At 66.6% G+C, this 24,720-nt stretch carries 24 protein-coding genes; 2 read left to right on the top strand and 22 right to left on the bottom strand.

The window, feature by feature from the left end; translation table 11 throughout:
• Window positions 1-27: 27 nt before the first annotated feature.
• From LC092_RS07400 to LC092_RS07385, 4 genes are read right to left on the bottom strand one after another with little or no spacing between them, the layout of a single operon-like run.
• The gene (locus tag LC092_RS07400) at window positions 28-954 is read right to left on the bottom strand and encodes a metal ABC transporter permease (RefSeq protein WP_224805812.1); all 927 of its coding nucleotides are present in this window, start codon (window positions 952-954) and stop codon (window positions 28-30) included.
• A 2-nt stretch (window positions 955-956) separates the two neighbouring features.
• Window positions 957-2,180 carry an iron chelate uptake ABC transporter family permease subunit gene (locus LC092_RS07395; RefSeq protein WP_224805811.1) on the bottom strand — a complete coding sequence of 408 codons (1,224 nt, stop codon included), beginning with the start codon at window positions 2,178-2,180 and terminating at the stop codon, window positions 957-959.
• A gap of 6 nt (window positions 2,181-2,186) precedes the next feature.
• Window positions 2,187-3,002: a metal ABC transporter ATP-binding protein gene (locus LC092_RS07390; RefSeq protein ID WP_224805810.1), complete on the bottom strand. Its 816-nt coding sequence runs from the start codon at window positions 3,000-3,002 to the stop codon at window positions 2,187-2,189.
• A gap of 55 nt (window positions 3,003-3,057) precedes the next feature.
• The gene (locus LC092_RS07385; RefSeq protein WP_224805809.1) at window positions 3,058-4,038 is read right to left on the bottom strand and encodes a metal ABC transporter solute-binding protein, Zn/Mn family; all 981 of its coding nucleotides are present in this window, start codon (window positions 4,036-4,038) and stop codon (window positions 3,058-3,060) included.
• Between the two features lie 346 nt (window positions 4,039-4,384).
• On the opposite strand from LC092_RS07385, the gene LC092_RS07380 reads away from it, so the two are divergent.
• Complete coding sequence (locus tag LC092_RS07380; RefSeq protein WP_224805808.1) at window positions 4,385-5,182, top strand: DeoR/GlpR family DNA-binding transcription regulator; 798 nt, start codon at window positions 4,385-4,387, stop codon at window positions 5,180-5,182.
• Window positions 5,183-5,271: 89 nt separating this feature from the next.
• Window positions 5,272-6,165: a hypothetical protein gene (locus tag LC092_RS07375; protein WP_224805807.1), complete on the top strand. Its 894-nt coding sequence runs from the start codon at window positions 5,272-5,274 to the stop codon at window positions 6,163-6,165.
• 7 nt (window positions 6,166-6,172) lie between these two features.
• Here the strand turns inward: LC092_RS07375 and bchJ are convergent, their stop codons facing one another.
• The 18 genes from bchJ to LC092_RS07285 form a co-directional block, all read right to left on the bottom strand.
• The gene (gene bchJ, locus LC092_RS07370) at window positions 6,173-6,796 is read right to left on the bottom strand and encodes a bacteriochlorophyll 4-vinyl reductase (RefSeq protein WP_224805806.1); all 624 of its coding nucleotides are present in this window, start codon (window positions 6,794-6,796) and stop codon (window positions 6,173-6,175) included.
• A complete protein-coding gene (gene bchE, locus LC092_RS07365; RefSeq protein WP_224805805.1) occupies window positions 6,789-8,393 on the bottom strand; it encodes a magnesium-protoporphyrin IX monomethyl ester anaerobic oxidative cyclase in 1,605 nt (534 codons plus the stop codon). Before bchE ends, bchJ begins: the two co-directional genes overlap by 8 nt.
• Before the next feature lie 102 nt (window positions 8,394-8,495).
• Window positions 8,496-9,323: a 3-keto-5-aminohexanoate cleavage protein gene (locus tag LC092_RS07360; protein WP_224805804.1), complete on the bottom strand. Its 828-nt coding sequence runs from the start codon at window positions 9,321-9,323 to the stop codon at window positions 8,496-8,498.
• 189 nt (window positions 9,324-9,512) lie between these two features.
• Window positions 9,513-11,522 carry a putative bifunctional diguanylate cyclase/phosphodiesterase gene (locus LC092_RS07355; protein WP_224805803.1) on the bottom strand — a complete coding sequence of 670 codons (2,010 nt, stop codon included), beginning with the start codon at window positions 11,520-11,522 and terminating at the stop codon, window positions 9,513-9,515.
• Between the two features lie 7 nt (window positions 11,523-11,529).
• Window positions 11,530-12,015 carry a molybdopterin-dependent oxidoreductase gene (locus tag LC092_RS07350; RefSeq protein ID WP_224805802.1) on the bottom strand — a complete coding sequence of 162 codons (486 nt, stop codon included), beginning with the start codon at window positions 12,013-12,015 and terminating at the stop codon, window positions 11,530-11,532.
• Window positions 12,016-12,294: 279 nt separating this feature from the next.
• Entirely contained in the window at window positions 12,295-13,035 is a 741-nt protein-coding gene (locus LC092_RS07345) for an FkbM family methyltransferase (RefSeq protein WP_224805801.1), read from the bottom strand.
• A 296-nt stretch (window positions 13,036-13,331) separates the two neighbouring features.
• Window positions 13,332-13,910: a phosphonate metabolism protein/1,5-bisphosphokinase (PRPP-forming) PhnN gene (phnN, locus tag LC092_RS07340; RefSeq protein ID WP_224805800.1), complete on the bottom strand. Its 579-nt coding sequence runs from the start codon at window positions 13,908-13,910 to the stop codon at window positions 13,332-13,334.
• Window positions 13,911-13,936: 26 nt separating this feature from the next.
• Complete coding sequence (locus LC092_RS07335) at window positions 13,937-15,076, bottom strand: alpha-D-ribose 1-methylphosphonate 5-triphosphate diphosphatase (protein ID WP_224805799.1); 1,140 nt, start codon at window positions 15,074-15,076, stop codon at window positions 13,937-13,939.
• A gap of 12 nt (window positions 15,077-15,088) precedes the next feature.
• Window positions 15,089-15,790, bottom strand: coding sequence for a DUF1045 domain-containing protein (locus LC092_RS07330; protein WP_224805798.1), 702 nt, complete (start codon window positions 15,788-15,790; stop codon window positions 15,089-15,091).
• A 133-nt stretch (window positions 15,791-15,923) separates the two neighbouring features.
• Complete coding sequence (gene phnE / locus LC092_RS07325; protein ID WP_224805797.1) at window positions 15,924-17,513, bottom strand: phosphonate ABC transporter, permease protein PhnE; 1,590 nt, start codon at window positions 17,511-17,513, stop codon at window positions 15,924-15,926.
• A 15-nt stretch (window positions 17,514-17,528) separates the two neighbouring features.
• Entirely contained in the window at window positions 17,529-18,515 is a 987-nt protein-coding gene (phnE, locus tag LC092_RS07320; RefSeq protein ID WP_224805796.1) for a phosphonate ABC transporter, permease protein PhnE, read from the bottom strand.
• 79 nt (window positions 18,516-18,594) lie between these two features.
• Window positions 18,595-19,518, bottom strand: a complete 924-nt coding sequence (gene phnD, locus LC092_RS07315) for a phosphonate ABC transporter substrate-binding protein (RefSeq protein WP_224805795.1) — start codon at window positions 19,516-19,518, stop codon at window positions 18,595-18,597.
• 81 nt (window positions 19,519-19,599) lie between these two features.
• Complete coding sequence (gene phnC, locus LC092_RS07310; RefSeq protein WP_224805794.1) at window positions 19,600-20,433, bottom strand: phosphonate ABC transporter ATP-binding protein; 834 nt, start codon at window positions 20,431-20,433, stop codon at window positions 19,600-19,602.
• A gap of 118 nt (window positions 20,434-20,551) precedes the next feature.
• The gene (locus tag LC092_RS07305; RefSeq protein WP_224805793.1) at window positions 20,552-21,166 is read right to left on the bottom strand and encodes a DapH/DapD/GlmU-related protein; all 615 of its coding nucleotides are present in this window, start codon (window positions 21,164-21,166) and stop codon (window positions 20,552-20,554) included.
• A gap of 7 nt (window positions 21,167-21,173) precedes the next feature.
• Complete coding sequence (gene phnL / locus LC092_RS07300) at window positions 21,174-21,902, bottom strand: phosphonate C-P lyase system protein PhnL (protein WP_224805792.1); 729 nt, start codon at window positions 21,900-21,902, stop codon at window positions 21,174-21,176.
• A gap of 2 nt (window positions 21,903-21,904) precedes the next feature.
• On the bottom strand, window positions 21,905-22,696 hold the full coding sequence (gene phnK, locus LC092_RS07295) for a phosphonate C-P lyase system protein PhnK (RefSeq protein WP_224805791.1): 792 nt from the start codon (window positions 22,694-22,696) through the stop codon (window positions 21,905-21,907).
• On the bottom strand, window positions 22,693-23,598 hold the full coding sequence (locus tag LC092_RS07290; protein WP_412103535.1) for an alpha-D-ribose 1-methylphosphonate 5-phosphate C-P-lyase PhnJ: 906 nt from the start codon (window positions 23,596-23,598) through the stop codon (window positions 22,693-22,695). Before LC092_RS07290 ends, phnK begins: the two co-directional genes overlap by 4 nt.
• Window positions 23,595-24,719, bottom strand: a complete 1,125-nt coding sequence (locus tag LC092_RS07285) for a carbon-phosphorus lyase complex subunit PhnI (protein WP_224805790.1) — start codon at window positions 24,717-24,719, stop codon at window positions 23,595-23,597. The genes LC092_RS07290 and LC092_RS07285 overlap by 4 nt, the downstream gene beginning before the upstream one ends.
• Between the last annotated feature and the right edge of the window lies 1 nt (window position 24,720).

The following is a 24,720-nucleotide window of genomic DNA, read 5'->3' as shown; positions in this document are numbered from 1 at the left end:
ATCGGCCCGGGTGTCCGCGTCTGACGCCTAGCCCTGCCCCTGCGCGGCGCCGATGCGGCGCCGGTGCGGGGCCGCGAGACAGGCGACGGCGAGAATGGCGCCCGACACCGCCGCGATCATGCCGGCCGCGCTGACGGCATTCTGCGCGCCGAACCACAGCGGGCCATAGCCGGCGAACACATAGCCGAGGATGGCGGACACCGTGGCGAAGACGATACTCCAGCCGACCTGCGCCTCCAGCCGGTTGGTCATCAGCCGGGCCGCCGCCGGCGGACAGATGAACATGGCGATGACGATGATCGAGCCGACCGCATCGAAGGCGGCGACGGCGGCAACGGCGGAGGCCGCGACAAGCGCCAGCCCGATCGTCCGCGTCGGCACGCCGACGGTCGCGGCGAAGCCCTCGTCGAAGGTCGACAGTTTGAGCGGACGCCAGAACACGAAGGTGAGCAGCGCGATCACGGCGGCCACCACGGCGATCCGCGGCAGTTCTGGCGGCAGCCCGGCGAGCGCTGCCGGGTCGACAAGCGAGCCCCATCCGGCGGCGTCGAACCAGATCAGGCTTTCCAGATTGCCCATCAGCGCGTGTTCCACGTCGAGATGCACCGCGCTCGTGTCGGTCTGTTCCAGCAAGAGCACGCCGCCGGCGAACATGGCGGTGAAGACGACGCCCATCGCCGCACCCGGCTCGATCCGTCCGACCCGCTTGATCGTCTCGATCAACACCACGGCGACCAGCGCCGCCCCGGCCGCGCCGACCAGCATCGGCAGCGCCGCGATGACCCCGGTGGCGAGAAAGGCGACGACGATGCCTGGCAGCACCACATGGCTGATCGCATCGCCGATCAGCGCCTGCCGGCGCAGGATCAGGAAATTGCCGGGAAGCGCGCAGGCGATCGCCGAAAGCACGCCGATCAGGATCGGTGCGAGAGAGAGTTGCAGAAAGGCATCCATGGTCAGTTGGCTCCCTGGCCAGCGAGCCGCGGCGCACCGATCTCCGCGTCGATCGCCGCGATCTCGTCCGGCGTCAGCACCGTCTCGATGGAGGTCAGCCCGTCGTAGCGGCCCGAGGCCCCCTCGTCCTGGTGCATCCGCCGCGCCACCTCCCAGCGACGCTCGTCCCTGAGCGCCTTGGCGGCCCGGGCCCGTCCGGCGTCGGTGGCCACCTTGTCGGGCCGGATGAGCCCGTCCCGGCGCAGCACCTTCAGCGTCAACGGATCGAGGATCGGCTCGTTGCGGGCCAGCGCCAGCAGGCCTTGCCGGCGGTGCACCCGGCGCTGAAACCGCCGGTGGCGCACCGCGGCCGCAAGCACGCCCCGGCTGGGCGCCATCAGCAGCGAAAAGCAAAATAGCGAGAACGAAACGAGCACGATGATCGGCCCGGTCGGCAGATTGGGCGCGGAAGCCGAGATCGCCGCCCCGAGATAGCCGGCAAGCCCGCCGAGCACGCCCGCGACCGCAACCACCGTGTCGGTCCGCTCGCTCCACAGCCGCGCGGTCACCGGCGGGATGATCAGCATGGCGACGATCAGGATCAGGCCGACGACCTTCAGCCCGATCACGGTGACGGCGAGCACCAGCCCCATCATGGCGAGATCGACGGCCTGCACCCGCACGCCGCGCGCGGCCGCATAGCCCGGGTCGAAGGCGACCAGCGTCATCGGCCGGCGCAGCAGCACCAGAACCGCCAGCGCCAGCGCCCCGCCAACGGCAATCACCAGCGCATCCTGGCGCAGCATGCCCGCGGTCGAGCCCAGCAGAAAGCCTTCCAGCCCCGCCTGACGCCCGCTCGACATGGTCTGGATCACGGTGAGCAACACGATGCCCAGTCCGAAGAACACCGAGAGGATCGCGCCGATGGCGACATCCTCGGCAAGGCGGGTGTGGCGCACGATCCAGTCGACCAGCAACAGTCCGACGGCGGCCGACACCGCCGAACCGGCCAGCAGCCCGACAAGATTGCGGCCGTCGCCGCCAAGCGCGACCATGGCGATGAACGCCAGCCCGATGCCGGGCAGCGTGGCATGGGCCACCGCATCGCTGATCAATGCGCGCTTGCGCAGGAACAGGAAGGTGCCGCCGGCGCCGGCGGCGATCCCCAGCAGCGCGGATCCGATCGCGACGAGAGCCGCGTTGTAGCCGGCCTGGAACAGAAGCGCGGAGAGGATGGCGTCGGGCATGGCCGATCAGCTCGACAGCTTGAGCTGGTCGATATGGGTGGAGGCCAGCCGCCCGCCGTAGGTTGCCTGGAGATTGTCCGAGGTAAAGGTGGTGGCCGTCGGCCCTTCGGCGATCTTGCGCACGTTGATCAGGAGCACGTGGTCGAAATAATCGACCACCGTCGCCAGGTCGTGATGGACGCAAACCACGGTCTTGCGCGCCGCCTTCAGCGTATGCAGCACGTCGATGATCGCCTTTTCGGTCGCCGCATCCACGCCGGCGAAGGGCTCGTCGAGCAGATAGAGATCCGCATCCTGCGCCAGCGCGCGGGCCAGGAAGACGCGCTGCTGCTGACCGCCCGAGAGCTGGCCGATCTGACGCTCCGCGAAGTCGGCCATGCCGACCCGCTCCAGGCAGGCACGCGCGCGCTCCCGGTGCGCCTTGCGTACGAAGCGCAGGAGCCCGAGCTCGCGGTAGAGGCCCATCAGCACGACGTCGATCACCCGCGTGGGGAAATCCCAGTCGACCGAGGCGCGCTGCGGCACATAGGCCACCCGGTCGCGGGCGCGCTCGATCTCCTGGCCGAACACACGCACGCTGCCGGACAGCCGCGGCACGATGCCGAGCGCGGCCTTCAGGAGCGTGGATTTTCCCGCCCCGTTCGGGCCGATGATCGCGACCATGCTTTCGCGGGGAAGCGCGGCATCGACGGAAAACACCGCCGGCTTCTCGCCATAGGAGACCGTGATCTCGCTGAGCGCCAGCGACGCATTGGCGATTTCCGTGGGCGACGGCGCCCGGGCACCGTCTTTGGCAGCAAGTTCAAGCTTGGGCGCAGACATTCATGGCTCCCTGCCGCCCGACGGCGGCGTTGCGGGTGTCGCGACGATAGCGGGTTCAGCTTCCGGCCGCCAGACGCCCGGTCGCGCCGCGCTCAGGAGCGTCGCCGCCCAGCGCCCGCGCGATCAGCGTCACATTGTGGTCGATCATGCCGAGATAGGTCCCCTCATAGGTTCCGTCCTCGCCCATGGCATCGGAGAATAGCTCGCCGCCGATGGCGACCTCATGGCCGCGCGACGCCGCTCCTTCGATGAGCGCGCGCACGCTACGGTCGGACACGGAGGATTCCACGAAGACCGCCTTGATCCCGCGCGACACCAGCACGTCGACCAGCTCCGACACGCGCTGCAATCCGGCCTCGCTTTGCGTGGAAATGCCCTGGATACCGAGCACCTCGAACCCGTAGGCCCGGCCGAAATAGTTGAAGGCGTCATGGGCGGTGACCAGCACCCGCGCCTCCGGCGGAACGCTCGCCTGCACCTTGCGCGCATAGGCGGCAAGTGCGGCGATTTCCTCCAGATGGGCGGCCGCATTGGCGCGGAAGACCTCTTCCGACGCCGGCCGCGCCTCGATCAGCGCATCGCGCACCGCAACGATTGCATTGGACCACAGGTCCGGATCCATCCAGACGTGCGGATCGAACTTGTCGGCATAGTCCTCATGGGCGATCAGCGCGTCGCGGGGCAAAACCTCGGCGACGGAAACGACCGGTTTGCGTTTGCCGAGACCGGCGAAAAAGTCCTCCATCTGCGCCTCGAGATAGAGGCCGTGGCGCAGCACGAGATCGGCGTTCACCATCGCGACGATGTCGGTGCGGGTCTGGCGGTAGGAGTGCGGATCGACGCCCGGCCCCATCAGGGCCTGCACGGTCACCGCATCGCCACCGACGCGACGCGCGGCGTCGGCGATCATGCCCGTGGTCGCGACGACCTTGAGCGCCTCGCCCTCGGCGCGAAGCGGCGACGGCGCGGCAAGGGAGAGCATCAGACCAAGCGCCGCGGCGCCGACCACCAGTTGCCGTCTCGTCCAGTCGCGCATTTACCAACCTCGCCTCTTTGCCTGTCCTTGCGCGGCCGTCTCCGGTCCGCGCCCAACATGAATATGAGAATGATTTGCAACTGTCAATGAAAATGAGAACCATTTGCAAAAACGAGCCAAGCCCTGTCGCGCCAGCACGCGGGCATAGCCTGATTGCGTTTACGGCAATGCGCCCCTGCCGGATCGCGCGCGAGCTCCTTTGCGCAAAATAGGGAAAAGCGGCCGCGCGACGGGGACGGCACCGTCGCGTCACGCTATGTTCATATGAACGTAGTTCAACGATCACCCGAACGGCTTGCCTCTTCGGGCGAGCCTCCGCAGACAACCAGGGAGCATCGTCGCATCCATGTTCGGCGAAGGGGACATCACGCCGCGCCAGCGCGACATCGCAGACCTGGTGCAGTCGGACGGGTTTGCCTCGGTGGAGGATCTTGCCCGGCGCTTCGGGGTCACGACCCAGACCATCCGGCGTGATCTCACGCGACTGTGCCGGCGCGGCATCCTGCGGCGCACCCATGGCGGGGTGGAACCGCCGGCCCAGACGGGAAACCTGCATTACGCCCGGCGCCAGATCCTCAATCTCGCGGCCAAGCGCGCGATTGCAGAGGCGGTTGCGGAAGAAGTGCGCGACGGCGCCGCCCTGGCGTTTTCCATCGGAACGACGCCCGAAATCGTGATGCAGGCGCTGGTGCACCACAAGAACCTGCGCATCTTCACCAACAACCTGCATGTCGCCTTTGCCGCCTCGCAATGCGACAGCTTCGAGGTCACCATCGCCGGCGGCCGCCTGCGCCATGGCGACTGCGACATCCTGGGCGCGGAAACCCAGAGCTTCTTCGCCGGCTACAAGGTCGATATCGGCATCTTCGGCGTTGCCGGCGTCGATGCCGACGGCACGCTGCTCGACTTCCACGAAGAGGAGGTCACGGCCCGCCAGGCGATCCTGGCGAACTGCCGTCAGGCCTATCTCGTGCTCGATGCTAGCAAGTTCGGCCGGCCGGCGCATGTGCGCGGCGGGCATATCACCGACGTGGCGGCGGTCGTCTGCGACCGTCCGCCCCCCGACGCGCTGCGCCGCCGGCTGCAGCAGGCCGGCACCCGCATTGTCGTGCCCGCAGAACCGTCCGAGCTCATTCGGGCCTGACCCCGGCAGCCGCGGCACTTACACCCTTTGATTGAATTTTTTCGGGATACAGTCAAAATCAAGGCCATCTCGAAATGGGAGGCGGTACGATGGTAAAGGCAATTCTGGACATGCTCGGGCTCCCGGGGCGATCGATGAAGAAGGACCCGGAGGTTGCCCTTGCCTATCGGATCTTCGGTCCCGACGGGCGAGACGAGACCGACGAGCTGCGCGCACGGCTGCGCGCTGCCCGCCAGAGCAGCGAAACTGCGCCGGCGGAGAACCTCGTGCGCGTGTGCGCCGACGGCGATTCCTGGATCAACATCCTCTGGCCATGGTCAACGCTGTTCGGCCACGAGAAGACCTTCTTCGACGTGATCGAGGAGAACGTCTCCTATTACAGCCGCAGCGTCGGCTATCCCGGCGACACGCTGGCGGACATGCTGGCCGCGCGCGACTACCGCCAACCGCTGGATTCCGGGACCTTCGACTATTTCGTCTTTTCCGGCGGGGGCAACGATATCCTCGGCGGCAGCGCGCTTGTCGCCCTTTTGCGCGACCGGCAGGCCGTGGGCAGCAGCCCGGATCCGCACGACTGCATCGATCCGGACGCGCTCGCCTCCGCCGTGGCGACCCTTGCGAGCGGCTACGACTTCATCGCCCGCGACGTCAGGGCCGCCGACACCGGCGTCACCATGCTCGTCCACGGCTACGATTATCCGGCCCCGCGCGCCGGCCAGCCGTGGCTTGCCGTCCCTTTCACCGCGAAAGGCTACGACCTGACCGTCGACGAGGAGCTGATCGCCGCGATCCTCAGGCATCTTGTCGATGCCTTCTACGACATGCTCGAGGGGGTTGCGGGCGAACATGCCCATGTGCAGGTGGTGAACCTGCGCAATGTCGTCGATGGCCGCTGGAACGACGAGCTGCATCCGCAAGAGGCAGCCTCCGTCGACCTTGCGGCGAAGTTCACCGACCGCATGCCGGCCGCGCCCGTCGCTTAAAAGTGTCTCACCAGGTGACGATCAGAAGGTCTCCCGGACCGTCGGGGCCGGTAGCCGGCACATGGGCGACCGCCGCCCGCGGGCTGACGAACGCCCGAAACAGACGCTGAAACACCGCCCGGTGCCAGGGGCAGCCGGCAAGCGCCAGCGGATGCCCCTGCAAGAGGAATTTCATCGGTCGCCCCGGCAGCACCCGCAGCGTGCCCTCGCCTGCAAAGGTCCAGGCATTGCGCGCCACCGCAAGGGCAAGCAGATGCGCGGCCGCACCGGCTGGAAGCGCCCGCAGCACGCCGCGCGCAAGCGCCGGAATGCGATTGGCAATCAGGTAATCCGCCGTTCGCCACCCGGCCTGCGTACAAAAGGCGGACGCTGTCTCGGGCCAGTCGCGATAGAGAACCGCATAGAGGCGCTCAACCTCCGGGACCGGAACCATCTCGCCCGGCGGCGTCTCGAGCCAGGCGGACAGTCCGGCTGCGGCAAACAGCCGGCCGGTCTCCTCCGCCCCCGCCATTTGCGTCATGGCGACCGCCAGCTGCAAGGCGGCGTTGGGACCGATCACCCCGGCCTGACCGGATGGCACGGACGCGGCAGGCCGCACGGCCGCGCCGTCGCGCGCGACCTCCTCACGCATCGGCCATCTGCTCCTCGCCGCCGCCGCAGGCCTTTTGCGCCGCCGCCTGGCTTCGCACCGCCTTCGCCTTTTGCGCCCGCTCCGCCGCCGCCTCCCAGTCTTCCAACTGGGCCGGGGCGATCTTGCGCGTGTCGTCGAAATGGAAGTCGACCTTCTTCTTCGACTGCGGCCCCCAGTAGCCGACCTTGCCGAGGTCGTAGAACGTGCGCTGGAACCCGGCCTTGAGAAACGCCTTCAGGCATCCAAGCAGATAGCGCCGGCGGAAGCCGCTGCCGCGCCATGGATAGTCCAGCAGCGCCTTCTTCATGTAGAAGCGCCGGTAGTTGTTCATCACCCGGTCGAGCAGTTCCGCCCGGTCCATGGCCTCCGGCTTCATGATCGGCGTGACGAAATTATACTTGGAGAAGTCGAAAACCTCGACCTTGTCGCCGAGATCCTGGTAGAGCGGCGAGAACGGCCAGGGGGTGTACATCGCCCAGTTGGCGAGGTCCGGGTTCCAGTCCCGCGCCATCTTGTAGGTCTCTTCCAGCGTTTCCGGGGTCTCGTTGTCAAGCCCGACGATGAACTGCGCCTCGACGAAGATGTCCGCGTTGCGCAACAGCTCGATGGCGCGGCGGTTGTCGGCGACCTTGGTTTCCTTGTTGAACCGGTCGAGTTTCAGCTGCGCGGCGGCTTCCGTGCCGAGCGAGACATGCACCAGCCCCGCCTTGCGGTAGAGCGGCAGCAGCGCCTCGTCGCGCAGGATGTCGGTGACGCGGGTGTTGATCCCCCATTTCACCTTGTCGGGCAGGCCGCGCGCGATCAGCTCCTCGCAAAAGGCGATGAACTTCTTGCGGTTGATGGTGGGTTCCTCGTCGGCGAGGATGAAGAAGCCGACCTGGTGATCCTCCACCAGCCGTTCGATCTCGTCGACGACCTTCTTCGGGTCGCGCACCCGGTAGTCGCGCCAGAACTTCCACTGCGAGCAGAACGAACAGGTGAAGGGACAGCCGCGCGCCATGTTGGGGATCGCGACGCGAACGCCCAAGGGCACATAGATGTAGTTCTCCCACTCCAGCAGCGACCAGTCGGGGTCGATGCCGTCCAGGTCCTTCACCGTCGGCGCCGCGGGCGTTGCGATGATCTCGTCGCCGCGCCTGAAGGCCAGCCCCTTGATCCCGCCCACCGCATCGCGCCAGGACCCGGCGGCGATGGCGGTCACCAGATTGGCGAAGATCTCCTCGCCCTCCCCGCGCACGATCACATCGACCTGCGGCGCCTCGCTCAGCACCTGCTTGTACATGAAGGTGGCATGGACGCCGCCAAGCACCCGCACCGCGTCCGGACAGGCGTCGCGCGCCACCTCGAGCACGCGCTCGGCCGTATAGATGGACGGTGTGATCGCCGTCACCCCGACGAGGTCCGGCTGGAGCGCGCCAAGGCGCGCCGCCAGGGCCTCGTCGTCGATGTGATGCGTCATCGCGTCGATGAAGTGGATATCGTCAAAGCCCGCGCGCCGAAGACTGCCGGCGAGGTAGGCAACCCACGCCGGCGGCCAGCTTCCGGCGATCTCGGCGCCGCCGGAATGATAATTCGGATGAACAAGCACGATGCGCATGGCAAACCCTCCCGTGAAAGGGAAAGGTTACACCCGACACCGTCACACGAAATTGACACATGTCAATTTCGTGTGACACCGACCGCCGAAGGTCGTGGCCCGCTAGGCCTCCAGACCGAGGATCGCGCGTGCCTCCGCAACGCTTGCCGGATGCCGGCCGTAGTCGGCGCAGATATCGGCGGTGCGTTTCACCAGAGCTGCATTGGAGGGGGCAAGCGTGTCGCGGTCCAGCCGGATGTTGTCCTCCAGACCGGTGCGGCAATGTCCGCCGGCTTCCATTGCCCAGCGGCTGACCTCCAGCTGGTGCCGGCCGATGCCCGCCGCCGTCCAGGTCGCCTCCGGCATCAGCCGCCGGGTGGTCTCGACGTAAAACTCGAACACGCGGCGGTCGACCGGCATGGCGTTCTTCACGCCCATGACGAACTGCACATGCAGCGGCGCGGCGAGCCGCCCGTCGGCGACCATCGCCGCAGCCTGGAAGATGTGCGACAGGTCGAAGGCTTCGATCTCGGGCTTGATGTTGTAGGTGCGCATTTCGCTTGCCAGCCAGTCGACCAGCTCGGGCGGGTTTTCGTAGACGCGGGTCGGGAAATTGTTCGATCCGACCGAGAGCGACGCCATTTCGGGTGCGAGCGGCAGCATGCCGCCGCGTGTCTTGCCGGCGCCCGAGCGGCCGCCGGTGGAGAGCTGCACGATCATGCCCGGACAATGGGTCTTGATCCCCTCCATCAGCCGGGCAAAGCGATCCGGGTCGGAGGTTGGTGTGCCGTCGTCCTCGCGCACATGGCAATGGGCGATGGTGGCCCCGGCCTCAAACGCTTCCTGCGTGCTTTCGATCTGCTCGCTGACGGTGATCGGAACCGCGGGATTGTCCGACTTTTTCGGCACCGAACCGGTGATGGCGACGCAGATAATGCATGGATCGGACATGCGAGAAGGCTCCCGTGAAACGCGATGCGCCCGGCGGCTGCTTTGGCCTCCGGCGCCTCTTTTGGCAATTGTCATGAACCGGCGCGAAGGCGGCTGGCCGCAGGATGCGGCAACGGTGTTTTGGTTATCAGCTTCCGCCAGCAACAGCAAACCGCACCCGAGCATGGCCCGGCGCGTCCGCCCCGAGCCTCAGGCGCCTTTTCCAAGCAGGTCCGGCTTTTCCAGCAACGGCACCCGGGCGAAACTTCGCAGCAACTGGCCGGCAAGTTCGCCGGCCGGCACCGCATGGCCGTAATAGAACCCCTGGGCGACCCGGCACCCGGCGCGGCGCAGCAGCGCGCACTGGCTGGGTGTCTCCACCCCTTCCACCGTGACGCTGATGTTGAGACGCTGCGCCAGCTCGACGATGGAGCGGATGATCAGCAGGCTTTGCGCATCGCTTTCCAGGGTCTGGACGAAGCTGCGGTCGACCTTCAACTCGTCCCAGGCGAAGTCGCGCAGATAGGACAAGGCGGAATAGCCCGTGCCGAAATCGTCGAGCGCGATCCACACGCCGAGCGCCTTGAGCCGCCGCAAGGTCGCGAGCGCCCGCGTGGAATCGCTCATCACCATGCTCTCGGTCACTTCAAGCTTGAGGCGCTCAGGCGGCAACCCTGTCTCTTCCAGGATGTCGGCAACCGTGCCCGGCAGGTCCGCGCGCGCCAATTGCGCCACGGACAGGTTGACGGACACCGGCACGTCCTGCGGCAGCAGGCTGGCGTCCCGGCAGGCGGAGCGCAGGATGTGTTCGCCGATCTCGGCGATCCGGCCCGAGGCTTCCGCGATCCGGATGAACTCGCTTGGCGGGATCCAGCCAAGCTCGGCATGGCGCCAGCGCGCCAGCGCCTCGAAGCCGACGATGCGCCCGGTCGCCATCTCCACCTGGGGCTGGTAGTGCGTCACGATCTCGCCCCGCGACAATGCACAGGAAAATCCGGCCTCGATCAACTGTCGCCGCGTCGCATCCTCGCGCATCGACGCGTCATAGGCCTGGGAGCGCCCCTTTCCGGCGGCCTTGGCATGGCTCAGGGCAAGATCCGCGTTCTGGACCACCGAGTCGGCATCGGCGGTCTGCCCATCGACCAGGGCGTAGCCGATGGTGACATTGACGACGATGTTTCCGTGGTCGAGACCATGGGCGGCATGCAGACCGTCGATCATTTCCTGGGCCCGGGCCTTGGCCTGCGGCGCGCCCTTCGGCACCCTGGTCAGCACCGTGAACTCGTCGCCGCCAAGCCGCGACACGAGGCCGTCGCCGCCCCAGCCGCCGACGATTTCCTCCAGCCGCCGCGCCACCGACATCAGGAGACTGTCTCCCGCGGCATGGCCGAGCATGTCGTTGACCGCCTTGAAGCCGTCGAGGTCGATGGCAAAGACCGCCAGCCGCCCCGCGCCCGCATCGCCCTCGACGATCACCTTGTCGAGCGCGGCGTCGAAGGCCAGCCGGTTGGCGAGCTGCGTCAGCGGATCGCGCTGCGCAACCTGCTCGAACTTCCGGGCGCTGCGCTCCGCCGATTCGCGCGCCAGGCGCAGGCCTCTGGCCTGAAACGACATCATCGCCAAAAGGACCGCGCCGAACACGATCAGCACCATGACGAGCGCATTCTGGAAGCGCTGGCGCTCGCGCAGCGTCTCCCGGATGTCCGCGGCCTCCGTCAGGTTCGACATCATCGCCTGACCGCCGATTCGGATCAGTCCGCTGACAGCCTGCGCCAGGGTTCGGCGGATCTCGTCCGGCACGCCCGGATCCTCGATCCGGGCATAAAGCGGCGACAGGCCCGAGACTTGCGCCCGGACCCGCTCAAGCAGCGCGACGCGCTCCGGCGAAGTGGCGACAAAGTTCCCGAAGGCCCCGGCGGACCAGGTGTCGATGCGGCTCAGCAGGATATTGTGGAACAGACGGGCGGCCTGGGCATCTTCAGGCGTCCGGGTTGCCGCGAAACGAGACACCCGTTCCAGCGCATTCACCGCGTCCAGCTTGCCGTTCAGCCCGTTCATGGCGATGTCGTAGCGCATCGACCGGTTGACCGCCTCGCCGGTCGTGAGAACCGCTTCCGCCTGCACGATGATGACAAGCACGAGGCCGCCCAGCACCATGATGGCAAGGAGCCTCATCTTTCCGACAAGCGTTTCGCCGATACGCGAAAACCCATCCATCATTGCGGCCTTATCTGACCGTCAGCCGGCGCAGCTGCCAGATGGAACGGGAATAGTACAACTCGTTCCGCAGGTCGGGAAACCGGTCGAACGGGTAAATCAGGAAAAGCGGCCCCTTGTCGCGCACCGTCAGGATCGACCCGTTCGCGCGATAGGCGAGCAGGACGTCATAGGCCGCGGCATCGGAGATCGGGATTTCGGCGTAGAAGTCGTTGAGAGCGATGGCGGTCAGATTGTCCCCCTGCGCTCCGACATGCGCCATCAGCCTGGACAGGGGAACGCCTTCGAACACCATCACGCCGTCATGCCACGGCGTCGTTGTCTCGATGCGCTCCATGCCTAGCGCCTGCAGGTCGGCAAGCGTGAAGTCGACAGCCGTATCGCCCGCAATGCGGCCGTCGACGGTCAGCACGACCGCATCGTCGGCCAGAACCGAACTCGCAAGCACGGACACCAGCAGGAGAAACCCGGCGCAAACCAGTCGAAGATTCTTCATCACATCTCGCTCTTGCTACTGCCGCACACCGCCCGGCGAAGGTGTTCCGCGACAGATATTGCATCATAGCACAAGAGTGACGCCAACAAATATAATGTTTCTTTAATGAGATCCGCTAACCCATCGTATAAATGAAAAGATAGATTCAAAAACGAATAATACTTACTGTCATTTATCCGGATACTACAATAAATTTATTTATAAATTTCCCAAAAATGACTTGCAATTCATCGTAAGAATTACGAAGTCTCGGCGATCGCTTAAGTGCGTCTTTTTCGCTCAAGGATTCCCGGCGGAACAGGCCGCCTCGCCGATTGCCGCGCTTTGGGATGGGACCGCCTCGAAACACACTACGGACCCCTCGGACAAAGCCGTGTTATAGGCAAATCCCCGGGCACAGAGGATCTGGAAGATTTCCAGCACCCCCGCCTTGCCGATCCGCTGGGGATGCAGCTCCAGCACGATCTTTTCCAGCCGCGCGGTGTCGATGTGGCGGAGCAGGTCCAGTTCGGCGCCTTCGATATCCGCGATCAACACGGTGATGTCCTTTTCCGCCAGGAACCGGGAGACGTCCCGGGCCGGAACGCTGACCGTTTCCGCACTGCCCGGCTGATCCTGCCCGATCCCGGAGCGCCAGAACTCCCGGTGCAGGGTAAAGGCCACCGTCCCCTTCGCCAGCACGTCCGGATCGCTGGTGAAGGCGGCGTTGATGATCTCGACCCCGCTCACGCCGTTGCGCGCATGGGTTTCGCGAATATGCGGGATGAGCCTGGCATCGGCCTCCACCGCCGCGTAATAGGCGGGTCCCACGTTGCGCATCACGCCGGCGGAGATGAAGCCGACGCCGGCCCCCAGTTCCAGAACCCGGTCCCCGGCGCGCACGAAACGCGACGCGATGGCAAGTTCGCTCGCCTCGTAGCGGCCGCGCTTGATTTCGGAGACGATGCGTTCGTTCGCCACCTCGTCGTCGAGACTGAGCACCAGTCCGCTCGTTCCATGCGTTGCCAGAAAACCCGTCACGATTCGAACCTTGCGATGATGCCTGAAATCCCGCGATGCTTGCCGAAGCACGCAGCCCGCCGGTCTTGGCCGGGCGGGAACAGGCTGTTGCAGCCGCGTCTTGCGCAGCTATCGATTGCGAAAATCATATATCAAAAATTGCGTGCAAACCACAAAATCACTGCTCAGCGTTGCAAGTCCGCGCGATGTGTGGAAAACGCCGTGGCCCGAGCGCCGTAGTCAGAGCGCCGACAGCCTTCGGCGGGCGAAGACTGCGGCTTCAGCGCAGTGTCCGCAGCATCTCCGCACGCAGCCTGTCAGTCTGAGGACAACCCGTCGGAATGAGCAAAGGCCCGCAGCGCGCCGATGAACTCGGCCGCCGCGGCCTCCAGCGCTCCGGAATTGTCGATGACGCGCACCGGCGCGACGGCCGGAACCGGCGCGGAGCGCGCCAGACGCGCGGCCACCGCGTCGGCATCCTCGCGCCCGCGGGCGAGCAGCCTGGCGGCGATCACCTGCGGATCCGCGGTCACGGAAACGATGACAAGCCCCGGAAACCGGTCCGCCATTTGCGGCAGCACCTTGCGCGATCCGTTCACCACCGCCGGGCGTCCGGCGGCGAGGTGATCGTCAAGCGCGATAGGCAGCCCGTAGCTCAGCCCGTGCGCACGCCAGGAAAAACAAAACCCTCCCGCCGCCTCGCATGCCGCGAAGTCCGCGTCGCTCGCGGCCAGATGATCCTCCGCGTCGGCGGCAACCGGCCGGGTGATGGTCCGGCGCACGAAGTGCAGCTCGCCGTCGAGTTCGCGCCGGGCAAGCGTCAGCAGGCTGTCCTTGCCGACCCCGCTCGGGCCGACCACGGCGATCAGCCGGCCCCGGGGCCGTGCGCTCGTCATCCCGTTTCCCGTGGATGTCTCGCCCATCACGCGACGCGGCGCCCCTCGCGCCACACGCAGCGCACGATCGGGATGTGATCCTCGACCCGCACCCGCACGAGATCGGCGCGCCGGTTAAGCGCGATCTCGCCGCGATCCTCAAGCCCCGCCGCCCGCGCCGGGTTGCGCGACACCATGGCAACGGCCTGCGGCAGGTCGACTTCGTCGACCACCTCGCTGAGGAAGAACGCCGCCTGAATGAGGCTGAAGGGGATGTAGTCGGACGACAGGATGTCGAGCAGCCCGTGTTCGGCAAGCGTGCGCGCCGAGATATTGCCGGAGTGCGAGCCGCCCCGCACCACGTTCGGCGCACCCATCAGCACCGCGAGCCCCTGGTCCTTCGACGCCCGCGCCGCTTCCATGGTCGTCGGGAATTCCGCGATCTTGATCCCCTGGTCGACCGCCTCGTCCACATGGGCGGTCGTCGCGTCGTCGTGGCTGGCGAGCACGATCCCGCGCGGACGGGCCAGATCGGCGACGGCGGTGCGGTTCTTGTCGGAATATTCGGCCGACTGCGCCATGCGCGTCTCGCAGAATTCGTTGAACTCCGCGTCGCTCATCTTCATCTTGCCCTTGTAGTAGACCGCATAGGCCTCGAGGCTCGCGAACTGGCGCTGGCCGGGCGAATGGTCCATCAGCGAGGCGATGCGCACCCTCGGATCGCCGTCGAACAGGCGGAAGCTCTCCAGACAATTGGGCGCGGACACCTCGCAGCGCAGGTGAATGAAATGGTCGGCCCTGAGCCGGTCCCCGACCACGCCCGCCTCGATGGCGTCGGCCAGCCGCCGCATGTCCTCCGCCGTCACCCCGGCGTCCTCGTCGAGCCCGACGCGCAGGGCGTCGAACACGGTGGTGATGCCGCTCGAGGCAACCTGCGCATCATGGGCGCAGACCGCCGCGATCGGGTTCCAGCGCACTCTCGGGCGCGGCATATAGTGGTTTTCCAGGTGGTCGGTGTGCAGTTCGACCAACCCGGGGATCACATAATCGCCGTTCATGTCCTCGGCGCCCGCCGCGGTGCTCGCGGTGGTATCCACGCCAGCGATCGCCCCGTCCTTGAGGTGCAGCGTGCCGGTGATCACCTCGTCGCCCAACACGATGCGGGCATTCGTCAAAATCGTTTCCATGCGTTTCGTCTTTCAGGCGGTTTTGGACGCAGCGCCGATGAGCGGCGTCGCGTGGATAGAGGTAAAGGGCGCGCCCGGGGCCGGCTCCCGGCACAGCACGATCCGGTCGACAGTGACGGGCGTCTCGAGCAGTTCGGCGAAATGCTGCCGCAGCGCCTCGCCGGCGCGCGCGGCGTCGGCCGCATCGAGCCGCTCCGTCAATGTCATGTGGAAGCGGAAGGCCTCCATCACATAAGGATAGCCCCAGGTGTCGAGATTGCGGCGCAGGGCCTCCTCCAGACGCTCCGGCTGCCGGCGGGCGCGATCCTCGGGGCTCATCGGCGCGCGGAAGCCGTCGAAGTCCCGCACGATCTCCGCGGCAAGCGCGTCGAGTTCCGGGGTCGGCCGGACAAAGGTGAGCGCCAGAAACCCGCGCAGGTTCTCCAGCCCGAGACGCGCCGCCGGCGCCGGCCCTGTGGTCGCTGCAAACGCGTCGATGGCCGCAATCAGCGCGGCCTCGTCGCACCCCTCCGCCAGGCGGAACGGCGCCTTCAGGGTCGCGTGAAAGCCGTAGCGGCGCGGCGAGGCGATCCAGGGCGCGCGCGCCTGCGGCGTCAGCCCGCCGATCGTGTCGCCGGGCACCTCGCGGCCGAAGAGGCTGCGGCCGAGCCAGTGTTCAGCCGCGGCGACCAGCGGATGGTCGGCGGAGGGGGAGTAGTAGAGAGCGTATCGCATCGGGTCGGTCGGTCCTGTGCGGGACGAAAACATCCCGCAAACGAATGATCGCGCGGCCCCCCGTTGGACGGGACGCCGCGGATCGGGTGAAAAGCCGGACCCGCGCCATCGGGCGGGCCCGGACTAAGGCGTCCTAGCGCTTCTGCCCGCCCATCAGGCGCGAGCGCAGGGCATTGGAGATGCCGTCGAACAGGAAGACGACGGCGAGGATCAGGATCACCATATAGGCGACGTTCTCCCAGTCCTGGTTGGTGCGCATCGCTTCCCACAGCTTCAGGCCGATGCCGCCGGCACCCACGGCGCCGATGATCGTCGCCGAGCGCGTGTTGGATTCCCAGAAATAGAGCGCCTGGCTGGCAAAGACAGGAAGAACCTGCGGCAACACGCCGAATCGCTGCACGGACGCCGGAGAGGCGCCGACGGAGCGTACCCCTTCGCGCTGCTTGTCGTCGATGTTTTCCAGCGCCTCGGCGTAGAGTTTTCCGAGCGTGCCGGTGTCGGTGAAGAAGATCGCCGACATGCCGGCCAGCGGTCCCGGACCGAAGGCGCGGGTGAAGAACAGCGCCCAGATCAGCATGTCCACCGAGCGCAGGAAGTCGAAGAAGCGCTTGTTGATCTGGTTGAGGATCCGGCTGCGGGTGATGTTGCGCGCCGCCAGGAAGGCGAGCGGGAAGGCCACCACCCCGGCAAACAGCGTGCCGACAAAGGCCATGACGATGGTCTGCAGCAGCTTGGTCCACACGTCGAGATGCTGCCAGTCGGCATTGTAGAGGATGTTGTTCCAGGCAAGCGACAGGTTGGAGCGCTCCGGATCGATCCGCTTGCCGGAGACGATCAGCCCGAGGACCTCGCCCGCGCTCTTGCCCCAGAACGGGGAATTGGCGTCGAAGACGAAGTTCTCCCAGCCGATGAAGCGGTGGCGCACCTTGACGCCGTCGTAGTCGATCTCGGCGCGCCCGTCGAAGCCGAAGGAGGCAAGCACCTTGCGCCCGGCGCGCTTCTGCTGGACCCAGTCCGGCATCTCGCCCTCGACCGTGACCAGCTCTCCGGGGCCGAGCCGCACGGCGACGCTTTCCGACCCGCGCGTCAGGACCACACGCGTCGGCGCGATCTCGATCAGGTTGCCGCGCCCCACCTCGACCGTTGCCTCGGTGATCACTTCTTCGACGACAGTCTCAGGCGCAGCAGGTTCGCCCGCATCGCCAGCCGTCCCCGCGCCGGTCGCCGCATCCGGCGCCATGAAGGAGAAGCTGCTGGAGGTGCCGGCGGACGAAGGTGCGGTGCCCTTGGCATCCGGCACCATGAAGCTGTTGGCGGTCTTCTCGGCCGCCGTGGCTGCGGGCGTTGCACCATCCGAGGCGCGCACCCGCTCCATCGTCGCGGTCTGCGTGGTGATCCAGTCGGGGTCGGGGTCCGACCCCAGCGGCGAGAACCTCGGCCATTCCAGCAGGATCGCCCCGTCCGGCTCGATCTCGAAGTCGGGACGGACCTCATAGGAGATCCAGTCGGCGAGATAATTGCCGGCGATGTCCCAATTGGCGTCCTGAAGCACCTTGCCGATGCCGAAGAACGACCAGCAATAGACGCTGTAGAGCACGACCGCGAGGATCGCCAGCGGCGCGCGATAGCGCCGCCAGGGGCGGTTCTTGAAAACCTCGGGATGGCGCGCGGCGATGTCGTCGACATCGCTCTGGCTCAGCGGGAGGGAAGCGGTGGAAGCCATGAAACGGGACCTTGTCTAGCGTCCGAACTCGAAGGCCTGGTTGCCGACGAGGCGCTTGCGCAGCCAGGCCGAGAACTGGTCGACGGCGACGATCGTCAGGAACAGCAGGAGGATGATGGCGAGCGTCTTGGCCTCGTGGCCGCGGCTGATCGACAGGCGCAGCACCTCGCCGATGCCGCCGCCGCCGACCGCGCCGATGATGGTGGAGGCGCGCACGTTGATCTCCAGCCGGAGCAGCGCATAGCTCATGAAGTTGGGCGCGACCTGCGGCACGATGGCGAACCACACCCGCTCGAACCAGTTGGCGCCCACCGCCCGAAGACCTTCGTCGGGGCGCATGTCGGCGTTTTCCACCACCTCGAAGAACATCTTGCCGAGCGAGCCGACCGTATGGATCGACACCGCGATGATCGCCGGGATCGGGCCGATGGTCAGGATCGCCACGAAGAAGCCGGCGATGACGATCTCGGGGAAGGCACGCAGCAGCTCCATCAGTCGGCGCACGGTTCCGCGCAGCCAGGCATTGCGCACCAGGTTCTTGGAGGCGACGAAGCACAGCAGGAAGCCGAAGGTAAAGCCGATCAGCGTCGACAGGATCGCGATGTTCAGCGTCTCCAGCATCTTGTAGAAATATTCCGGAATGTAGAAGCTTTGGGTCAGATAGACCCGGCCTTCCGGATAATTGTACTTGAAGCTGCCGTCGTCATAGGGCGAGGGAAGGTCGAACAGCGCCCGCCAGATTTCCATCGGATCGCGCGGCGCGAGATCGATGAAGAAATCGAAGAAATAGGGCAGCCGGTCGAAGAACTTGCCGGCGTTGGTCTCATTCGCGAACCAGAGCGATCCGGAAAGCGCGAGGAGAAGCACCGCAAGGCCGCCGACGGTGTAGAGCCGGCGCCGGCCGGCCTGCTCGCGCCAGTGGCGCTCGACGAGCGCGCCTTGCGCGCTCAAGGGGACGCCGTCGCGGGGTGCGGCGTTGGGGGAAAGCGTCGCAAGCGACATGGGCGGGGCTCGCAATGGCAACGGGGAACAAAGAAAACGGACGCCGGCGTTGGCGCCGGCGTCCGCAAGCGAGTGGGGCTTAGGAGCCGATCTTCGCCTTGCGGGCGGCGATGATCGCCTTGTAGAAGTCGACGTTGACTTCGGTGAACGCCTTGAAGTCGCCGCCCTGGATCGCCATGAAGCAGTCGCGGTCGGTCTCCGGCATTGCGAGCATGAAGTTCTTGAACTTGGTCTTCATGTCGTCGCTCAGCGAGGAGCGCACGACGACCGGGCCGTTCGGGATCAGCGGCGACTGCCAGATCTGAACCAGGTCGTCCATGTCGAGGATGCCCTTGTCGACCATCTTGCGCAGGTTGCCGGAGGTGTAGCCGTCCTTGAACTCGCCAACGCCCGACGACCAGGTGGTGCCGGCGTCAAAGGTGCCCTTGATCACTTCGAGAACCAGGTTCTCGTGACCGCCGCCGAAGCCGGTCTCGGCGAAATAGCCGTCGATCGGGCCGCCGATGGCCTCGGGAAGCGTCACGGACGGAACCAGGAAACCTGAGGTGCTGTCGGGATCGGCGAAGCCGAGCTTCTTGCCCTTCATGTCCTCAAGCGAGGCGATGCCGCTGTCGGAACGCGCGACCATGACCGAATAATAGCCGGTCGAACCATCGGTCTGCACGGTCGTGAGGATCGGCTCCACCGCTTCCGGGTCGTTCAGGTAGACCTTGGCGTAGCCCGAGGCGCCGAGTTCGGCATAGTCGAGCGTGCCGCCGAGCAGGCCCTGGATCACGCCGTCATAGTCGGCGGCCGGGAACAGCGAGACCTTTTCCACGCCGAGCACGTCCGGAAGCTTTTCGGTCATGCACTGGAAGTTGCGCAGGCGGTCGGCCTCGTTCTCGCCGCCGAGAATGCCGATGCGGAATTCCTTGAGGTCCTCGGCCTGAACCGGGGCAATCGCGCCGCCGGTGACCAGAAGGGTGGCGGCAGCAACTGCGCCAAGAAGGGTGCTCTTGAGCATTGACGTCTCCATGATGGTCCGGGTGATCCGGCCGTTGAATGTCGATTTTGTCCCGTTTCGTGGGAAGCCGATCCGTGACCCTCAGCCGGCGAGCGCCGGCCGCAGGACCCCAGCGGATGAGGAGGCGGCCCGGGCGGGCGCCGTGATGCTTGTGGAGGTGATCGCTTCCGAGAGCGCCTCGCCTTCCGCGCCGTAGATCCGCCGGGCGGCCTCTGTCGTCAGCTCTTCCGGCGGACCGTCGAAGACCACCGCGCCCTGCGACATGCCGATGATGCGTTCGCAGTAGCTGCGCGCGGTGTCCAGCGTGTGCAGGTTGGTGACGACGGTGATGCCGTCGCGCTCGTTGATGTCCTTCAGCGCGTCCATCACCTTCTGCGCGTTCAGCGGATCGAGCGAGGCGATGGGCTCGTCGGCGAGCACCATCTTCGGCTGCTGCATCAGCGCCCGGGCGATCGCCACGCGCTGCTGCTGGCCGCCGGAGAGCGTTCCCGCCGGCTGCAGCGCGGTCTGGGCGATGCCGAGCCGCTCAAGGGCGGCAATCGCCATGGCGCGTTCGGCCTGAGAGAACATGCCGAGCAGGTTCTTCGCCGAATTGCGATGGTTGAGCCGGCCGAGCAGCACGTTGGTGAGCACGTCGAGACGCGGCACCAGGTTGAACTGCTGGAAGATCATCGCGCAGTCGCGCTGCCAGCTGCGCAGCGCCTTGCCGCGCAGCGCCGACACCTCGGTGTCGTTGAAGACGATGCGCCCGCCATTGGGGTCGATCAGCCTGTTGATCATCCGAAGCAGGGTGGATTTGCCTGCCCCGGAACGGCCGATGATGCCGACCATCTGGCCGTCGGGAATGTCGAGGGTCACCGACTTGACCGCCGTATTGGACCCGAACTTTCGTGTCACGCCTTCGAGCTTGAACATGTGCGCCCCTGTTTGTCTTGCAAGAACTGCTTAGCGGCAGTTCATGACAGGCGGTCTGCGATTTTGTGACGATTTGCTTACACAGCCGGCTCACGGCGCGGCTAAGCAAAACCGGCCGCTAACCGCCGTGCCGCGCGAGGAACGCCTCCGCGTCGAGGGTGCGAAAATCCTCAAGCGCGGACCGCAGACGGGCGTGATCCCAGTCCCACCAGGCAAGCGTCTGCATGCGCTCCGAAACGGCCTTGGGAAACCGCTCGCGAATAAGCTTTGCCGGCACGCCGCCGACGATCGTGTAGGGCGCGACATCGCGGGAGACGACCGCCCCCGCGCCGATCACCGCGCCGTCGCCGACCGTGACGCCGGGCAGGATCGTCGCCCCGTGACCGATCCACACGTCGTGGCCGATCACGACCCGCCCCTCGCGCCGCCAGTCGAAGAAGGCGACGTCCGCCTCCGCGTCCGGCCAGTAGTCGTTGGCGCGATAGGTGAAATGGTGCAGCGTCGCCCGCCAGGTCGGGTGATTGGGCGCATTGATGCGCACCGAGGCGGCGATATTGGCGAATTTGCCGATCTCCGCGCACCAGACGATGCTGTCGTACATGACATAGGAGTAGTCGCCGAGGGTGGTCTCGCTGATGCGCACCCCCTCGGCCACTTCCGTGTAGCGCCCGAGATCGGACTGCGTCACCGTTGCCGTCTCATGGACGAGCGGCGTCTCGGAGAGTTTCGTCATGATCGTCTCACGCCGCCTGTTTCGGCGCGAAGGCGCGCACGTCGATGATCCGGTCGGCCACCGCCTCACGCACTTCCTCGTCGTGGAAGATGCCGATCTGCGCGACGCCGGCCGTCTTCTTTTCGGCGATCATCTCGATGACGACGCGCCGGTTGGTGGCGTCGAGCGAGGCCGTCGGTTCGTCGAGCAAAAGCACCGGATGATCGGTGATGAAGCCGCGCGCGATGTTCACCCGCTGCTGCTCGCCGCCGGAAAAGGTCGCCGGCGGCAGCGCCCACAGCCGCTCCGGCACGTTGAGCCGGGCGAGCATCTCGCCGGCCCGGACACGGGCGGCCTCAAGCGCCACGCCCCGCGCCGTCAGCGGTTCGGCGACGAGGTCGAGCGCGCTCACGCGCGGCACCGTGCGCAGGAACTGGCTGACATAGCCGATTGTCTCGCGCCGCATGGCGATCACCGCGCGCGGGCTCGCCGCGACAAGATCCACCACCTCGCCGCGATGCCGCACCAGGATGCGTCCGCTTGCGGCCGCGTAGTTGCCGTAGAGCATCTTCATGATCGAGCTCTTGCCGGCGCCCGAAGGCCCGCCGAGCACGACGCATTCGCCTGCCGCGACGTCGAAGGACGCGGCCTCGACGACCGGCAGGACGATGCCGCCCTGAAGATGCATGGTGAAGGTCTTGGAAAGATCGGCGACGCTGACGGCGAGCGCCGCGTCAAAAGTCTGAGCCTGAGCCATCGTCACACCTGAAGGATGGAGGAAACCAGAAGCTGGGTGTAGGGCGCCTGCGGATCGTCGAGCACGCGGTCGGTGAGACCGGCCTCCACGACATCGCCGCCCTTCATCACGATCATGCGGTGCGACAGGAGCCGCGCGACCGCGAGATCATGGGTCACGACGATGGCGGCAAGCCCGAGATCCGCGACAAGCCCCCGCAACAGGTCGAGCAGGCGCGCCTGCACCGAAACGTCGAGACCGCCGGTCGGCTCGTCCATGAAGACGAGGCGCGGACCCGTCACGAGGTTGCGGGCGATCTGGAGACGCTGGCGCATGCCGCCGGAAAAGGCGCGCGGCTGGTCGTCGATGCGGTCCTCCGCGATTTCCACCCGCTCGAGCCAGCCGGTGGCCGTCTCGCGGATGCGGCCGTAGTGCCGCTCGCCGACCGCCATCAGCCGCTCGCCGACATTGGCGCCGGCGGAGACGGTCATGCGCAACCCGTCGGCCGGGTTCTGGTGCACGAAGCCCCAGTCGGTGCGCATCAGCAGGCGGCGTTCCGCCTCGCTCATCGCGTAGAGGTCGCGGGTCCCGCCGTCGCGCATGCGATAGCGAACCGACCCGTGAGACGGTTCCAGCCGGGTCGAGATGCAGTTCAGGAGCGTCGTCTTGCCGGAGCCGGATTCCCCGACGATGGCAACCACTTCGCCCGGATAGACGTCGAAGGAGACATCGCGGCAGCCGATGCGGGATCCATAGAATTTCGTCAGACCGTCGACCGAAAGAAGCGGCGCGGCATCCTCGAAAAGCGAACTCATTGCGCCGTCTCCCTGGTCGCATAGGCGTCTTCCGGGGCGAGCCGGCCCTTGTGGCCCTGCTCAAGCCGCCCCTCGCAGTGATCGGTGTCGGAACAGACGAACATCCGCCCGCCCCGGTCGTCGAGGATGACCTCGTCGAGATAGACGTTCTCCGCCCCGCAGAGGGCGCAGGGCTCCTCGAAGCTCTGGATCTCGAAGGGGTGATCCTCGAAATCGAGGCTGACGACGCGGGTGAACGGCGGGATCGCGTAGATCCGCTTCTCGCGGCCGGCGCCGAAGAGCTGCAGCGCCGGCGACATGTCCATCTTCGGATTGTCGAACTTCGGCGTCGGCGAGGGATCCATCACGTATCGGCCTGCGACCAGCACCGGATAGGCATAGGTCGTGGCGATATGGCCGTGGCGGGCGATGTCCTCATAGAGCTTCACATGCATGAGGCCGTATTCCTCAAGCGCGTGCATCTTGCGCGTTTCGGTCTCGCGCGGCTCCAGGAAGCGCAGCGGCTCGGGGATCGGCACCTGGTAGACGAGCACCTGCCCCTCGACGAGCGGCTCCTCGGGAATGCGGTGGCGGGTCTGGATGATCGTCGCCTCGCCCGTGTGCGTCGTCACCGCGACATTGGCAACCTTCTGGAAAAAGGCGCGGATCGAGACCGCGTTGGTGGTGTCGTCGGCGCCCTGGTCGATCACCTTGAGCCGGTCGTCGGGACCGATGATCGAGGCCGTCACCTGGACCCCGCCCGTGCCCCAGCCGTAGGGCATCGGCATCTCGCGGCTGGCGAAGGGCACCTGATAGCCCGGAATGGCGATGGCCTTGAGGATCGCGCGGCGGATCATCCGCTTGGTCTGCTCGTCCAGATAGGCAAAATTGTAGGTGGCGATGTCGCCGGTCATGACCGTCATTCCGCGGCCTCCTGTGTGGCGGTGTCGACGTCTTTCGCCCGGTCCTCGAATTCGCCCCGCATGCGGCGCACGAGGTCGAGTTCGGCCTGGAAGTCGACGTAATGCGGCAGTTTAAGGTGCTCCACGAAGCCCGTCGCCTGGACGTTGTCGGAATGGGAGATCACGAATTCCTCGTCCTGCGCGGGCGCGACCCGGTCCTCGCCGAGCTCGCCGGCTCTCAGCGAGCGGTCGACCAGCGCCATGGACATGGCCTTGCGCTCCGACTGGCCGAACACCAGCCCGTAGCCGCGCGTGAACTGCGGCGGCACCTTCGCCGATCCGGCGAACTGGTTGACCATCTGGCATTCGGTCACCTTGATCGTGCCGAGCGCGACGGCGAAGCCGAGTTCCGGCACGTCCATCTCCACCGCGACCTCGCCCATGCGGATCTCGCCGGCGAAGGGATGGGTGCGGCCGTAGCCGCGCTGGGTGGAATAGCCGAGCGCCAGCAAAAAACCCTCGTCGCCGCGCGCCAGCGCCTGCAGGCGCAGGTCGCGGGCCATGGGAAACTCCAGCGGCTCGCGCGTGAGATCGCCCGAGGGCTCCTCCGGCAACGGCTCGCCGTCCGGATCGGGGGCGGTGCGCTCGATCAGGTCCTCATGCGCCAGGATGTCGGCCACCCGCGTCAGCGGCTCGCCCTCGCTCTCGCGCGCCGGCGCGGCCGGCACCTTGGCGTCACGGCCAAGCTCCGGATCGAGAAGGCGGTGGGTGTAGTCGAAGGTCGGCCCCAGCACCTGCCCGCCCGGCAGATCCTTGTAAGTGGCCGAAATCCGCCGCTCGGCGATCATCTCGCCGGTCTCGACCGGCCGCGAGGCGCCGAAGCGCGGCAGCGTCGTGCGATAGGCGCGCAGCAGGAAGATCGCCTCGATCATGTCGCCGCGCGCCTGCTTGACGGCGAGCGCGGCAAGGTCCGGCGCATAGAGCGAGGCTTCCGCCATCACCCGGTCAACGCCGAGCGCGAGCTGCTCGACGAGCTGCTCCACGGTGATCGCCGGCACCGACCGGTCGCCGCGCCGGCGGTCGGCCAGCATCTTGTGGGCGTTGGCGATGGCCGCCTCACCGCCCTTGACTGCAACATACATG

This window comes from Stappia stellulata, assembly GCF_020176715.1.
Taxonomy (GTDB): domain Bacteria; phylum Pseudomonadota; class Alphaproteobacteria; order Rhizobiales; family Stappiaceae; genus Stappia.
This window is presented reverse-complemented; position numbering and strand designations above follow the sequence as displayed.

What these genes read in the sequence shown, in the direction of transcription:
- LC092_RS07400 (WP_224805812.1), bottom strand. Translation starts at nt 954, where the DNA reads ATGGATGCCTTTCTGCAACTCTCTCTCGCACCGATCCTGATCGGCGTG.
- LC092_RS07395 (WP_224805811.1), bottom strand. Translation starts at nt 2,180, where the DNA reads ATGCCCGACGCCATCCTCTCCGCGCTTCTGTTCCAGGCCGGCTACAAC.
- LC092_RS07390 (WP_224805810.1), bottom strand. Translation starts at nt 3,002, where the DNA reads ATGTCTGCGCCCAAGCTTGAACTTGCTGCCAAAGACGGTGCCCGGGCG.
- LC092_RS07385 (WP_224805809.1), bottom strand. Translation starts at nt 4,038, where the DNA reads ATGCGCGACTGGACGAGACGGCAACTGGTGGTCGGCGCCGCGGCGCTT.
- LC092_RS07380 (WP_224805808.1), top strand. Translation starts at nt 4,385, where the DNA reads ATGTTCGGCGAAGGGGACATCACGCCGCGCCAGCGCGACATCGCAGAC.
- LC092_RS07375 (WP_224805807.1), top strand. Translation starts at nt 5,272, where the DNA reads ATGGTAAAGGCAATTCTGGACATGCTCGGGCTCCCGGGGCGATCGATG.
- bchJ (WP_224805806.1), bottom strand. Translation starts at nt 6,796, where the DNA reads ATGCGTGAGGAGGTCGCGCGCGACGGCGCGGCCGTGCGGCCTGCCGCG.
- bchE (WP_224805805.1), bottom strand. Translation starts at nt 8,393, where the DNA reads ATGCGCATCGTGCTTGTTCATCCGAATTATCATTCCGGCGGCGCCGAG.
- LC092_RS07360 (WP_224805804.1), bottom strand. Translation starts at nt 9,323, where the DNA reads ATGTCCGATCCATGCATTATCTGCGTCGCCATCACCGGTTCGGTGCCG.
- LC092_RS07355 (WP_224805803.1), bottom strand. Translation starts at nt 11,522, where the DNA reads ATGATGGATGGGTTTTCGCGTATCGGCGAAACGCTTGTCGGAAAGATG.
- LC092_RS07350 (WP_224805802.1), bottom strand. Translation starts at nt 12,015, where the DNA reads ATGAAGAATCTTCGACTGGTTTGCGCCGGGTTTCTCCTGCTGGTGTCC.
- phnN (WP_224805800.1), bottom strand. Translation starts at nt 13,910, where the DNA reads ATGACGAGCGCACGGCCCCGGGGCCGGCTGATCGCCGTGGTCGGCCCG.
- LC092_RS07335 (WP_224805799.1), bottom strand. Translation starts at nt 15,076, where the DNA reads ATGGAAACGATTTTGACGAATGCCCGCATCGTGTTGGGCGACGAGGTG.
- LC092_RS07330 (WP_224805798.1), bottom strand. Translation starts at nt 15,790, where the DNA reads ATGCGATACGCTCTCTACTACTCCCCCTCCGCCGACCATCCGCTGGTC.
- phnE (WP_224805797.1), bottom strand. Translation starts at nt 17,513, where the DNA reads ATGGCTTCCACCGCTTCCCTCCCGCTGAGCCAGAGCGATGTCGACGAC.
- phnE (WP_224805796.1), bottom strand. Translation starts at nt 18,515, where the DNA reads ATGTCGCTTGCGACGCTTTCCCCCAACGCCGCACCCCGCGACGGCGTC.
- phnD (WP_224805795.1), bottom strand. Translation starts at nt 19,518, where the DNA reads ATGCTCAAGAGCACCCTTCTTGGCGCAGTTGCTGCCGCCACCCTTCTG.
- phnC (WP_224805794.1), bottom strand. Translation starts at nt 20,433, where the DNA reads ATGTTCAAGCTCGAAGGCGTGACACGAAAGTTCGGGTCCAATACGGCG.
- LC092_RS07305 (WP_224805793.1), bottom strand. Translation starts at nt 21,166, where the DNA reads ATGACGAAACTCTCCGAGACGCCGCTCGTCCATGAGACGGCAACGGTG.
- phnL (WP_224805792.1), bottom strand. Translation starts at nt 21,902, where the DNA reads ATGGCTCAGGCTCAGACTTTTGACGCGGCGCTCGCCGTCAGCGTCGCC.
- phnK (WP_224805791.1), bottom strand. Translation starts at nt 22,696, where the DNA reads ATGAGTTCGCTTTTCGAGGATGCCGCGCCGCTTCTTTCGGTCGACGGT.
- LC092_RS07290 (WP_412103535.1), bottom strand. Translation starts at nt 23,598, where the DNA reads ATGACGGTCATGACCGGCGACATCGCCACCTACAATTTTGCCTATCTG.
- LC092_RS07285 (WP_224805790.1), bottom strand. Translation starts at nt 24,719, where the DNA reads ATGTATGTTGCAGTCAAGGGCGGTGAGGCGGCCATCGCCAACGCCCAC.